The sequence below is a fragment of the Mucilaginibacter mallensis genome (assembly GCF_900105165.1).
Taxonomy (GTDB): domain Bacteria; phylum Bacteroidota; class Bacteroidia; order Sphingobacteriales; family Sphingobacteriaceae; genus Mucilaginibacter; species Mucilaginibacter mallensis.
The window spans coordinates 2,734,414-2,746,160 of sequence record NZ_LT629740.1 but is presented as its reverse complement, the minus strand read 5'-3'; the positions used below and the strand labels follow the sequence as shown (position 1 = coordinate 2,746,160).

Here is an 11,747-nt window from a genome sequence, read left to right as displayed (position 1 = left end):
GTTAAATACCCTGCAAATTAAGAAGTTTATGTGGATTTTGCCCTATATAACAACGACTTCTTAAAATATTTTAAGAAGTCGTTCGCTTAAGGATTTAAAAAAGTAAATATTTAAAGCAAATTTATTCGATCTCAAATTTATCCGCGTCTTCTAAAAAAGGCATGGCATGGCGTATTTTTTCGATCTCATCACCTACAATTGAAAAGGTGTACATATCCTCTTCATCGCGTTTATAATAGATCACTTTTCCGTTCGGGTCAATACAATTAGAATCGCCTGAATGGTAAACCTCATTACCATCATGCCCAACACGGTTTACAGCAACTACATAAGCCTGGTTTTCAATAGCCCTTGCGGGAATAAGGGTTCGCCAGTGCAAGGCCCGGCGCTCGGGCCAGTTGGCTACAATAAGCAGCAGGTCATATTCACCGCCAACATTACGCAGCCAAACCGGGAAACGTAGGTCATAACAAATAACCGGGCAAATTTTCCAGCCGTTGAGTTCAACTATGATCCTCTTATCACCGGCGGTGTAAGTTTCATGTTCTTTGCCTAAAGCAAACAGGTGGCGTTTATCATAATGCTCATGGGTGCCATCCGGGCGCATCCATATCAGGCGGTTGTAATATTTGTTGTTCTCTTTAATAATCAAGCTGCCTGTTACTACGGCATCATATTTAACTGCTATTTTATGCATCCACTGCATTGATTTGCCACCCATAGGCTCGGCTAATGCTGCAGCATTCATAGTAAAGCCTGTGGTAAACATTTCAGGCAGGATGATTAATTCGGTTTTTTCACGTATGGAACCGAGGCGTAACTCAATGTTTTGTAGATTTTTATCTATGTTTTCCCAAAAAAGGTATCCCTGAAATATGCTAATTTTAAGATTATCCATTCTTTAATTTTAGTAGATAGTTTTGCAAACTATGGTTTACTAATCGGTTAAGGAGCGATGAACTAATAGTTAAACACGCATCAATCTATCAACGGCATTATCCAACGTTTCTTGCCTTTTGGCAAAACAAAATCGTAAAATATGGTTATCAATGCCCTTATTGTAAAATGCTGATGTAGGTATTGAGGCTACTCCAAACTCCTTAGCCAGGCGTATGGTAAATTCGGCATCCTTTTCATCGGTAATATCGCTATAAGTTACTGATTGAAAGTATGATCCGTGGCATGGTAATAGTTTAAAACGGGTTTGTTCAATACCGTTTCTGAAGTGATCCCTTTTCTGTTGAAAAACTTGAGGCAAGTCTAAATATACATCCTCATTTTTAATGTATTCGGCAATAGCGTATTGCATTGGCGTGTTAACACTGAACACGATAAACTGGTGAATTTTTCTAAATTCCTGTGTTAGCCAGTCGGGAGCGAGGCAATAGCCGATTTTCCAGCCGGTAGCATGGCAAAGTTTACCAAACGAGGCTACAATTAAACTGCGTTTCTGAAGCTCAGGATAACGGGCCATGCTATGATGTGTTTCGCCATCATATATCAGGTGCTCATAAACCTCATCGCTTAATATCAGAATATCCTGGTCTTTAACAATCGCGCTTAACTTATCTATATCCTCTTTATGCAGTATGGTAGCGGTTGGGTTATGCGGCGAATTAAGAATGATCATTTTTGTGCGGTTGCTGATCAGCCTTTTAACCATATCCCAGGCAATGCGGTAGTTGGGTGGTTCTAATTCCAGGGATTTTACAACGCCGCCCATTAATTTAATGGCAGGGGCATAGCAATCATAAGCAGGTTCAAATATAATAACCTCGTCATTAGGATGTATAACCGCGCTGATGGCTGTAAATATAGCTTGTGTACCGCCGGCTGTTATGGTTATTTCTGTTTCGGGATTATATTTTGCGCCATATAGTTTTTCTGTTTTATAAGCTATTTGTTCCCTTAGCTGCATAACACCAGCCATAGGCGCATATTGGTTGTGGCCATTTTTCATGGCCTCATTAACCAAATGTACTAAGTGCGGCGAACAGTCGTAATCAGGGAAACCCTGAGATAGATTAATAGCCCCAACCTCGGCAGCTAATGCCGACATTACAGTAAATATAGTTGTCCCCGTTTGGGGAAGTTTAGAAGTAACAGGTCTCATGTATGGGCCTAAAATAGCTAAAAATCGTAAATTAGCCGTTAAAAGAAGTTAAATAATTCTACTATGAGATTAATTTATTTACTGTTTTTGTTGTTTATAAGCGCTGATATACATGCACAAATATGCGGGACATCAAAAAATAATGCCGGTGAAATTTCGCGATATGCAATGGTTCAGTTCGGGAAAGATACTATAGTTATGGGCGCGCCTTTTAAGATTAAAGACAAACCGGGAATGAGTTTTGATTTTTCGACAATAAAAAATAATACCAATTTTGTATTTGTTTTACGATTAAGTGATTCAACCCTTATTGCCGATTCAATAAAAGTAGACAGTTCTTATCTCTTGCTTACTATGAATAATAGTGATACCTTGAAAATAATGCCATTAAAAGCATTGCGGTCGCCTTATGGTTTAACTAAGAGCTCCGGGGCTATAATGATATCTCTCAGATCTTATTTTAATCTTGAGCGATTAACCGCCCTTGCCCAGTATAAATTAATTGATGTTAAATATTATCTTAATGAAGATACCTATATCAACCTGCCTGTAACCACGCTTGAAGCGGATAAACTTAAAATAGCTGTGGGTTATTTGCTCAGATAGTTCATTTAATTTTCACCTTTTAGTTTTCAGCTTTAACCTTTCAACCTGATTAATTAACTTCGTAAGATGAAGCTTTCGAAATACCTCTTTACTTTTTTCATATTATTTAGTTTTGCATCGTGTAAACAAAAAACAAATACCGTGCCCGTTGTTGGTTTTGTTGATGCTTTTGAAGATGCTACCATATCACAAGCACGCGATGGATTTGTTGCCGCTTTAAAGGACAGCGGTTTTAGTGCCGGTAAAGGCAATATAAAAATAGAATACCGCAACGCGCAGGGAGATATTCCAACCCTGACCCAGATAGTAAACTATTTTGTATCAGAACCAGTAACATTGCTGGCTACATGCACCACCTTATCATCAGTTACAGCGGTACAAAAAACTAAGACCATCCCAATTTTCGAAATGGTTTCACCAACACCTGAGCGTATGAATGTGCTGGATGCCAACGGGAAGGCACCGGCTAATTTATTTGGCGCAGTCGAGGATCTCCAATATATTGATACCTCATTCTCCATCATCCCTAAAGTATTAAAGCCAAAGAGCGGCAAACTGGTTATCGGCATGATCTATAATCAATCTGAGCCGCAATCGGCTGATGCGATGCAATACATTAAGGCTTTGGCCGCTAAATTTAATATCACCCTGATCGCCTTACCGTTAAATTCATCGGCGGATGCCCAACTGGTAACACAATCATTATTAAATAAAAACATCGATGCTTTTTTTGCTAACCCGGATAATACCGTTTTTGAAGCATTTGAAACTATAAAGAAAAATTGCGATCAGCACAATGTGCCTATTTTTACCAGTGAGGCAGGTTTAGTTAAACGTGGTGCCGTAGCTGCATTTGGCGCCGATATTTATCAATGGGGATACCAGGCAGGAGAACAGGCCGCCCAATACCTTAAAACACATAAAACAGACGGGCTAAAACCTGAAATGGTGAAGATTAGAAAGCGTGTTTATAATCCTGAGGCTGCTAAAAAATATAATATCATCATCCCATCAAATTTCGAAGCTGTTAAATAATGGATTTTTACCTGACCGCTTTATTACAGGGGCTTTGCTTTTCGGGGATAGCATTGGGTATTTATATCTCCATGAAGATATTTAACATACCTGATATCACAACCGATGGCAGTTATACACTTGGCGGCGTGGTAACGGCTATTTTTTTAACCCATCATCAACCGGGCTATATTATTTTGCCTGCGGTTATTATTTCGGGGGCTGTTGCAGGGGCATTAACAGGTATTATCCATACTAAATTAAAAATCAACGCCTTGCTGGCCGGTATTTTGGTAATGACTTCACTGCGGTCAGTAAACCTTATTTTAATGGGGCGCCCTAATTTGCCGTTAAATGGCATTTCATCTTTGTTCGATATTATAAATGTTTTTAGTAATCCAAATCAAAATACATTCTGTATCATAATTGTATTCGTCATTATAATAACTCTTTTAATAGGCTATTTATTAAAAACTGATTTTGGGATAGCAATGAGGGCAACTGGCAATAGTGAGTCAATGATAAGGTCATTGGGTGTTAACACGGACAGAATGAAAATTATAGGCTTAGCACTTGCTAATGCTTTAACGGCTACAAGCGGCTATCTGATTACACAGTTTCAGGGCTTTGCTGATATAAATATGGGAATAGGTATAGTGATTGTTGGTCTTGGTTCAGTAATCATAGCTGAAACAATCATCAACTGGATGAAGATAACATCCGTATGGCTTAGTTTGGTTTTGATGATAACAGGGGCAATTATCTTTCAGTTTGTATTGGCAGTAACACTTGATATTGGAGTAAACCCTAATCTTTTAATGCTTGTTACCGCTGCATTTGTGCTGCTGATTGTCAGCCTGCCGCGCTTATCCTTTAAAAAGTCCTTATGATCGATATAAAACAAATTTATAAAACCTTTAACAAGGGCAAGCCCAACCAGGTGAATGCGGTTAACGGGATCGATCTGCATATTGAAACCGGGGAGTTTGTAGTTATCATCGGTTCAAATGGTTCAGGAAAAACTACCTTATTGAATTTGGTTGCAGGCAGCGTTATCCCAACTTCAGGCACAGTAAGTATTGATGGTAATGATGCTACTGATCTGGCAGATTATCGCCGCAGTCAGTGGATAGCACGTGTTTTTCAAAATCCTTTGAGTGGCACAGCATCAGATCTGAGTATCCTGGATAATTTCAGACTGGCAGCTATCCGTACAAAACCTAAAGGGTTATCTATAGGTGTAAACGATCATTTTAAAAAAGATGTAAAGGAAAAGATAGCCACGTTGGGCATGGGCCTGGAGAAAAAGATAGATCAGCCAATGGGTACCTTATCGGGCGGACAAAGACAGGCCTTAACCTTACTGATGAGTATTATGGATAGTTGCCAGGTTTTATTACTAGACGAACCAACTGCGGCACTTGACCCAAGATCCGCAGAAATAGTAATGAAAACAGCCAATAAACTTATCAAAGATTTTAAACTGACCGCGATCCTGATTACCCACAATTTAAAAGATGCCTACAATTATGGAACACGCATTATACAAATGAGCGAGGGGGCGATCTTAAAGGACATCGATACTGCAAAAAAAACAACTTTAAAGCAGAATGATTTGTTTGACTGGTTTGGATAGGCTTATAACGCCGAATGAAACTTACGAAGTTTTTAAACGGCAAAGCCCTCAACGAGGCCATTAAAATAAACACCTCGAGTTAAACTTCGTAAGTTTGTTATCAGTTAAAACTAAACTTTATCGCCTGTTTCTTTCCTGATGATGGGTGCCACCTTAGTCCCGAGCAATTCTATAGCTTTCAACACATTAACATGAGGTGTATGCCCTGTTACCAACTGTGCTACAAAGCGGGTGTTATGAAATAATTCATACTGCCCCATTATTTTATCTACGGCTTGTTGCACATCGCCAACAACCAATGGGCCATCTTTGCGCAGCCATTCAAATGATTCTCTATTCATCGGCGACCAGCCACGATCCCTGCCAACACGGTTCATTAATGCTTCATATGATGGATAGAACTCATCCGCTGCCTGTTTAGCGTTTTCGGCGATATAAAATTGTGATGATATAGCCAGCTGTAATTTGCTTACATCATGCCCGGCTTTCTCAGCAGATTCACGGTATAATTCAACAAAAGGTACAAAATGCTTTGGCGCACTGCCCAGTATGGCAATGATCATAGGCAGATTTAGGCTACCGGCACGTTTAGCCGAAGCAGGCGTACCGCCAACACCTATCCATACAGGTATAGCACTTTGATAAGGCCTTGGATATACACCCTGGTTTACAACAGGCGAACGGAACTTCCCTTTCCAATTCAGTATTTCATGCTTATTGATCTCTAAAAACATTTCCAGCTTTTCGGTGAACAATGCGTCATAATCATCCAGGTCATAACCAAAAAGCGGATACGATTCAATAAAGGAACCCCTGCCGGCGATCATTTCAGCACGCCCGCCCGAGATCAGGTCGACCGTTGCAAAGTTCTGGAATGTACGCACCGGGTCGGCAGAGCTTAATACGGTTACAGAACTCGATAAATGAATATTTTTAGTAATGGCGGCCGCGGCAGCCATCATAATTTCAGGTGCCGAGATCACAAAATCCGGGCGGTGGTGTTCGCCGAAAGCATAAACATCAAGGCCAACTTCATCAGCCAGTTTAACTTCTTCTAAGAGTTCCTGTACACGCTGATGCGCATTAACTGCATTACCGGCTTTGCCGTCAGGAGTGATCTCTCCGAATGTACTTATACCTAATTCCATGGGGCATAAAAGTAGCTACAATAATATAACCCCGATGTCAAAATTATTTAACCTTAATGCAAACTTTATCCGCTACCTTTAATTAATAAATAAGTAATAACCAATTTTAATCACAATGGAGAATCAACCAAACACTAAACTAACAGGCAGTTTTAAGCCCTTACAAGCAGGTGCCAGTTTGCAGGAAGCCGATAAAGAAGAAGTTATAACTGTTACTGTACGCTTGCGCAGGAAAAAAGAATTGCCGGCAGATGCGATGAAAGGCAATTTTTTAACAAGAGATAAATATGAAAGCGATTATGGCGCTTCTTTAGAAGAAGCGGAACAGGTGGAAGCTTATGCTCATGAGCAAGGCCTAACCACCGTATCAGTAAACCTGGCTCACAGAAGTGTTCATTTAACCGGAACAGTTAGTGAATTTGAAAAAACATTTAATACTACTGTAAAGACCCATAATAACTTTAGGGTTTTACAATCAGAAATACAGGTTCCTGAAGCGTTAAAGGATATTATTGTAGGGGTATTTGGCCTGGATAATCATCCTATAGCCCGACCGATGTTCCAGATAGCTAAAAGTGAGGGTAAAATTGTTTCGCATGCAGCGGCTCCGCAATCCTTTACACCCAACCAATTAGCCGGGATATATGGTTTCCCGACAGGCGTAACCGGCAAGGGCCAATGTATAGGCATTATAGAATTAGGGGGTGGTTATCGCCCAAAAGATATTACAGCTTATTTTAAAGAAATTGGTGTGACCAAGCCAACGGTAAAGGCAGTATCTGTTGATGGGGGTAAGAATAGCCCTTCAACAGCCAATGGTGCTGATGGCGAAGTTATGCTTGATATTGAAGTTGCAGGAGCTGTAGCGCCGGGTGCAACAATTGTTGTTTATTTTGCAGGTAATACCGATCAGGGATTTTTAGATGCTATTATCAATGCTATACATGATACCCAAAACAAGCCGTCTGTTATCTCCATCAGCTGGGGCTCAGCAGAAGTGAGCTGGACGCAACAGGCTTTTGATAACTTTAACGAGGCCTTTAAAACAGCAGCTGCTTTGGGCATTACTATTTGTGTTGCCGCTGGCGATAGTGGCTCAAGAGATGATCAGACTGATGGTAAAGTTCATGTTGACTTCCCGGCATCAAGCCCCTATGCGCTGGCTTGTGGAGGTACTAAATTGGTAGTAAACGGTACTCAGATCGTATCAGAAGTAGTATGGAATGAATCGAGTGATTCAGCGGGTGGTGGTGGAGTAAGTACCTATTTCCCTTTGCCGGATTATCAGGCCAATGCCAATGTTCCCTTAGAACTCGACACGCAATTTAAAGGCAGGGGAGTACCTGATGTAGCAGGAGACGCAGATCCTGATACTGGCTATAAGGTAAGGGTAGACGGGCAGGATATGGTTATAGGCGGAACAAGCGCGGTAGCTCCTTTAATGGCCGGATTAATTGCCCTTATTAATGAACAGACTGGCAAACCTGCCGGTGATATTCATGCGCAGATATATGCTAATCCGGGTTTGTTACGTGATATAACAAGTGGTGACAATAAAACCACATCTGCTAATACAGGCTATACCGCCGGAACGGGCTGGGATGCCTGTACGGGTTTGGGTGTATTATCAAAGCTGAGCTAAATTGTTGTAAGCGGCTCATTTATTAATGTCTGAAAGTGGATGGAGCAGCGTTAGTTTGCTTTTTAAAAAAGTGATTAAAATGCGCAGGGTCTTCAAAGCCGAGGCAGTTGCTGATTTCGGCAATATTCCAGTTGGTATGCTTTAATAAGGCTTTTGCCTCACTGGTCATTCGCTCAAATATCAGTTCGGTAGTGGTTTTTCCGGTAGTTTGCCTGATAGCACGGTTAAGATGATTTACATGTATACAAAGCTCTTGCGCAAAATCCCTTGCCGAACGCATCCTGAATTGTTGTGAGAGCGATTCAATAGGAAATTGCCGTTCCAGTATATCATTAAAAACCGCTGTAATGCGTGCATTGGCGTTTATATACTGATACAGGGTTTCGGATGGCTCCATTTTGAGCGCATAATGAATCATTTCCGTTATATAGCTGCGGATAAGATCATATTTAAACGGATAAGCCGAGGCTATTTCATCCTGTATCTTTTTGAAAATACTGGTCAGCTGTTCATCCTGCCGGTCATTTAGCATATATGCTGTTTTTGCACCCGGCGCAAACATAGGCAGGTCTTTAATATTACTGCGGATATGGTCGCTGAAAAAGGCTTCTTTAAAAATACAGTAATACCCGGTGGTATCAGTTGTTAGCGGCTCGAATTTATAGGGCACCATCGGGTTAAAGAATAATAGGGTAGCGCCTGAAACTTCAAGGCTTTTATCGGCATAATGAAAGATGTGCTTTCCACGTATCAGCATGATTTTATAAAAATCCCGGCGGGTGTACTTTACCGGGGTTGCACCATGCTTTGCCTTATCTTCAAAATTGAAGACATTGAAATGCCCAACGTCCTTTTTCAAGTCGTCGGGCATCCAGTTAAACTTTCGCTGGTAAAACTGCTCAAGTGTTTCTGTTTCTGCCATATTGCAAAATTAAAACAATTACACCGGGAAATCTGTACTCAAAGTCAGGTCTTTCCATTGCTCCAGATCATTACCCAGTTGGGTGATCTTTGCCGAAGCCCTGGTATATGCATCACTGCCTAAAAATAATCGTACCGGAGTTTTAGGGTTTTCAGCAAGCGCTATAAAAACCTCTGCTGCCTTGTCAGGGTCACCGGCCTGTTTGCCGTTCATGGTATTGTACCTGGCATGTGAATCCCGGATAGACTGGTAATCGCTGATCACATTTTCTGCCATTACCAATGATTCGGCTGAAAGAAATTCAGTACGGAATCCACCCGGTGCAACAACGGTTACCTTTATACCCAAGTCGCGCACTTCTTCAGCCAGAACTTCCGACATGCCGGTTATCGCGAATTTTGTTGATGCATATACACTCCAACCGGTTGCCCCTGCAAAGCCGCCAATAGAAGAAATATTGATAATATGTCCTGATCTTTGGGTACGCATAACAGGCAATGCATGATGAATAACCTTGATAGTTGCGAAGACATTTACGTTAAAATTATCGTAAACATCCTTTTGCGATAGTTCTTCAATAGAACCGCCGATACCATAACCGGCATTGTTTACAACAACATCCAACTGCCCAAAATGAGCCTGTGTTTTTTGAATGGATTGTTTGATGGATTCATCATTTGTAAGATCTACTTCCAACGCAAGGAATTGATCTTCATTAGTTGACCCAAGTGCCTTCTTTAATTGTTCTGCCTTACGGGAAGTAGCAGCAACCCTATAACCTTCATTTATTAATTTTTTCACCAGCGCCAGGCCTAAGCCCTTTGATGCACCCGTAATATACCATACTTTTTTTGTGTTCATGATCTGAATATTTTATAACACAAATATGAAGTATAATTGAACAATTCGGCTTGCCGGTATCAAACCAATACTTGTCAAATTCAAACAATTTAAGGTTGAATATTTAATGCCTGGTATATTTCAGCATAAAGCAAACCGCTGCCGCCACCATAATGCTGTACTACTGGTACTTTGTAATATGCTTTTATTTGCTCCGATTCCGCTACGTCCAATCCTGCACCTAAAAGCACAATATTAAATGCAATAGTATTGCCTTTTTCAATAGCCTTATCAGCTGTAAAAGCAGCAGTGCCTTGCCATCCGGATTTATTGTTGAGAAGCCGAAGGATGGTTTTCATTATATCCGGGTGTTTTCCAACAATCAGTATTTCAATATTTTGCATGATCTTAATTTTAAGGTGTTAAAAAGACATGGGAACTTCCATCAGCAAAAACTCGGCATCTTCAAGTGCATCAATGGTAAACTTATCAGTATCCCATATACCAAAACCATCGCGGGTATTTAAAACCTGCCCGTTAATTTTTATTGATCCGTTAATAACAAACACGTACACGCCATTACCTTCGGTATTTAAATTGTATTCGGTACTTAGCCCTTTATCAAAACTGCCTAAGTTAAACCAGGCATTCTGATAAATCCATACACCATCGTCATCAGGGTTAGGAGACAGGATCTGTTGTAATTTATTGTGGCGGTCGTCCTTATTCAGTGTAAGCTGGTCGTAGCGAGGCTCAACATTCAGCACATTCGGATAAACCCAGATCTGCAAAAACTGAACAGCTTCATCCTGATCGTCGTTATGTTCTTCGTGGAATATACCGGTACCAGCGCTCATTACCTGTATGTCGCCATCATTTATTACGGCAACGTTATCCATGCTGTCATGATGTTTTAAGCCGCCCTTTAAGGGGATAGAGATGATCTCCATGTTATCATGCGGGTGCTCGCCAAAGCCTTCGCCGCCATCAACGGTATCATCATTTAAAACGCGCAATGCACCAAAGTGCATTCGTTCGGGATTGTAATAACCTCCAAAGCTAAAAGTATGATAGCTTTTTAACCAGCCTAGATCTGCTTTGCCACGTGAAGCTGCAGGGTGAAATATTGTTTGTGCCATGATGTTTTTAAATTATACAACAAATTTACGCCCGCCGGCTTGGGGGAAAGTTAATGTAGGATAAGAAATGAAATCTATTTACACTATTTTTTTCCCTTTAACATCTGGTGCTGCATCCGGCTGAAAAACTCAGGTGTAACACCAATATATGCGGCAATTTGCTTTTTGGGCAACGTGTTAATAAGGGTAGGGTATCGCCTGCAAAAATTGTTATAACGTTCTTCTGCTGTCAGGCTCAAATTATCAATAAGCCTTTGCTGGTATGATACTAAAGAGTTTTCGGTAATAATGCGGAAGAAGCGTTCAAACTGCGGAATATCCAGGTACAATTTTTCCTGCCGGGATTTAGATAGTAACAGTACTTCTGTCTCTTCCAGTGCTTCAATATTAAGTATCCCTGGCTTTTGGGTGAGCAGGCTGTACATATCTGCTATCCACCAACCAACGGGGGCAAAATTAAGCACATGCTCAAAACCATTCTGATCTACTGTAAAACCTCGCAAACAACCCTTGGTTACAAAAGTGGAGTATTTACAGATCTCACCTTCTTCTAAAATAAATTGCTTGCGTTTATAAACCTTCGGCTGAAGCAGGGATATAAAATGCTCCTTTTCTTCAGCCGAAAGCTGTATATGACGGGTAATACTTTCAATAATAAGAGTAGTCGACATTAAGTCGAAAGTACGG

Annotated in this window: 13 protein-coding genes; 5 read left to right on the top strand and 8 right to left on the bottom strand. The window is 40.8% G+C overall.

The annotated features are described in order from the left end of the window. Positions 1 to 121: 121 nt before the first annotated feature. Together BLU33_RS11385 and BLU33_RS11380 are read right to left on the bottom strand one after the other, a co-directional pair. Positions 122 to 898 carry an amidohydrolase gene (locus tag BLU33_RS11385; RefSeq protein WP_091372570.1) on the bottom strand — a complete coding sequence of 259 codons (777 nt, stop codon included), beginning with the start codon at positions 896 to 898 and terminating at the stop codon, positions 122 to 124. Positions 899 to 967: 69 nt separating this feature from the next. After that, a complete protein-coding gene (locus BLU33_RS11380; RefSeq protein WP_394331795.1) occupies positions 968 to 2,059 on the bottom strand; it encodes a methionine aminotransferase in 1,092 nt (363 codons plus the stop codon). A gap of 117 nt (positions 2,060 to 2,176) precedes the next feature. Between BLU33_RS11380 and BLU33_RS11375 the strand changes: the two genes are divergently transcribed. The 4 genes from BLU33_RS11375 to BLU33_RS11360 all read left to right on the top strand — a co-directional run bounded on the left by BLU33_RS11375 (position 2,177) and on the right by BLU33_RS11360 (position 5,369). Continuing rightward, positions 2,177 to 2,719, top strand: coding sequence for a hypothetical protein (locus BLU33_RS11375; RefSeq protein WP_091372565.1), 543 nt, complete (start codon positions 2,177 to 2,179; stop codon positions 2,717 to 2,719). A gap of 66 nt (positions 2,720 to 2,785) precedes the next feature. Beyond that, a complete protein-coding gene (locus tag BLU33_RS11370; protein ID WP_091372563.1) occupies positions 2,786 to 3,754 on the top strand; it encodes an ABC transporter substrate-binding protein in 969 nt (322 codons plus the stop codon). After that, positions 3,754 to 4,623 carry an ABC transporter permease gene (locus BLU33_RS11365; protein WP_091372560.1) on the top strand — a complete coding sequence of 290 codons (870 nt, stop codon included), beginning with the start codon at positions 3,754 to 3,756 and terminating at the stop codon, positions 4,621 to 4,623. Before BLU33_RS11370 ends, BLU33_RS11365 begins: the two co-directional genes overlap by 1 nt. Next, on the top strand, positions 4,620 to 5,369 hold the full coding sequence (locus BLU33_RS11360) for an ABC transporter ATP-binding protein (RefSeq protein WP_091372558.1): 750 nt from the start codon (positions 4,620 to 4,622) through the stop codon (positions 5,367 to 5,369). Before BLU33_RS11365 ends, BLU33_RS11360 begins: the two co-directional genes overlap by 4 nt. A gap of 110 nt (positions 5,370 to 5,479) precedes the next feature. Here BLU33_RS11360 and BLU33_RS11355 read toward each other — a convergent pair whose 3' ends face one another. Continuing rightward, positions 5,480 to 6,517: an Atu2307/SP_0267 family LLM class monooxygenase gene (locus tag BLU33_RS11355; RefSeq protein WP_091372554.1), complete on the bottom strand. Its 1,038-nt coding sequence runs from the start codon at positions 6,515 to 6,517 to the stop codon at positions 5,480 to 5,482. A gap of 115 nt (positions 6,518 to 6,632) precedes the next feature. On the opposite strand from BLU33_RS11355, the gene BLU33_RS11350 reads away from it, so the two are divergent. Beyond that, positions 6,633 to 8,159: a S53 family peptidase gene (locus tag BLU33_RS11350; RefSeq protein ID WP_091372551.1), complete on the top strand. Its 1,527-nt coding sequence runs from the start codon at positions 6,633 to 6,635 to the stop codon at positions 8,157 to 8,159. Positions 8,160 to 8,181: 22 nt separating this feature from the next. On the opposite strand, the gene BLU33_RS11345 is transcribed toward BLU33_RS11350, so the two are convergent. The 5 genes from BLU33_RS11345 to BLU33_RS11325 all read right to left on the bottom strand — a co-directional run bounded on the left by BLU33_RS11345 (position 8,182) and on the right by BLU33_RS11325 (position 11,731). Next, positions 8,182 to 9,081 carry a helix-turn-helix domain-containing protein gene (locus BLU33_RS11345; RefSeq protein ID WP_091372548.1) on the bottom strand — a complete coding sequence of 300 codons (900 nt, stop codon included), beginning with the start codon at positions 9,079 to 9,081 and terminating at the stop codon, positions 8,182 to 8,184. 18 nt (positions 9,082 to 9,099) lie between these two features. After that, entirely contained in the window at positions 9,100 to 9,942 is an 843-nt protein-coding gene (locus tag BLU33_RS11340) for an oxidoreductase (RefSeq protein WP_091372545.1), read from the bottom strand. An 89-nt stretch (positions 9,943 to 10,031) separates the two neighbouring features. Continuing rightward, positions 10,032 to 10,325, bottom strand: coding sequence for a hypothetical protein (locus BLU33_RS11335; protein ID WP_091372543.1), 294 nt, complete (start codon positions 10,323 to 10,325; stop codon positions 10,032 to 10,034). Between the two features lie 18 nt (positions 10,326 to 10,343). After that, entirely contained in the window at positions 10,344 to 11,060 is a 717-nt protein-coding gene (locus tag BLU33_RS11330) for a pirin family protein (RefSeq protein WP_091372538.1), read from the bottom strand. A gap of 83 nt (positions 11,061 to 11,143) precedes the next feature. Then, positions 11,144 to 11,731: a Crp/Fnr family transcriptional regulator gene (locus tag BLU33_RS11325; protein WP_091372536.1), complete on the bottom strand. Its 588-nt coding sequence runs from the start codon at positions 11,729 to 11,731 to the stop codon at positions 11,144 to 11,146. Positions 11,732 to 11,747: the final 16 nt, after the last annotated feature.

Excerpts from the sequence above, each read along its gene's own strand:
- BLU33_RS11385 (WP_091372570.1), bottom strand. The coding sequence starts at position 898 with ATGGATAATCTTAAAATTAGCATATTTCAGGGATACCTTTTTTGGGAA.
- BLU33_RS11380 (WP_394331795.1), bottom strand. The coding sequence starts at position 2,059 with ATGTCGGCATTAGCTGCCGAGGTTGGGGCTATTAATCTATCTCAGGGT.
- BLU33_RS11375 (WP_091372565.1), top strand. The coding sequence starts at position 2,177 with ATGAGATTAATTTATTTACTGTTTTTGTTGTTTATAAGCGCTGATATA.
- BLU33_RS11370 (WP_091372563.1), top strand. The coding sequence starts at position 2,786 with ATGAAGCTTTCGAAATACCTCTTTACTTTTTTCATATTATTTAGTTTT.
- BLU33_RS11365 (WP_091372560.1), top strand. The coding sequence starts at position 3,754 with ATGGATTTTTACCTGACCGCTTTATTACAGGGGCTTTGCTTTTCGGGG.
- BLU33_RS11360 (WP_091372558.1), top strand. The coding sequence starts at position 4,620 with ATGATCGATATAAAACAAATTTATAAAACCTTTAACAAGGGCAAGCCC.
- BLU33_RS11355 (WP_091372554.1), bottom strand. The coding sequence starts at position 6,517 with ATGGAATTAGGTATAAGTACATTCGGAGAGATCACTCCTGACGGCAAA.
- BLU33_RS11350 (WP_091372551.1), top strand. The coding sequence starts at position 6,633 with ATGGAGAATCAACCAAACACTAAACTAACAGGCAGTTTTAAGCCCTTA.
- BLU33_RS11345 (WP_091372548.1), bottom strand. The coding sequence starts at position 9,081 with ATGGCAGAAACAGAAACACTTGAGCAGTTTTACCAGCGAAAGTTTAAC.
- BLU33_RS11340 (WP_091372545.1), bottom strand. The coding sequence starts at position 9,942 with ATGAACACAAAAAAAGTATGGTATATTACGGGTGCATCAAAGGGCTTA.
- BLU33_RS11335 (WP_091372543.1), bottom strand. The coding sequence starts at position 10,325 with ATGCAAAATATTGAAATACTGATTGTTGGAAAACACCCGGATATAATG.
- BLU33_RS11330 (WP_091372538.1), bottom strand. The coding sequence starts at position 11,060 with ATGGCACAAACAATATTTCACCCTGCAGCTTCACGTGGCAAAGCAGAT.
- BLU33_RS11325 (WP_091372536.1), bottom strand. The coding sequence starts at position 11,731 with ATGTCGACTACTCTTATTATTGAAAGTATTACCCGTCATATACAGCTT.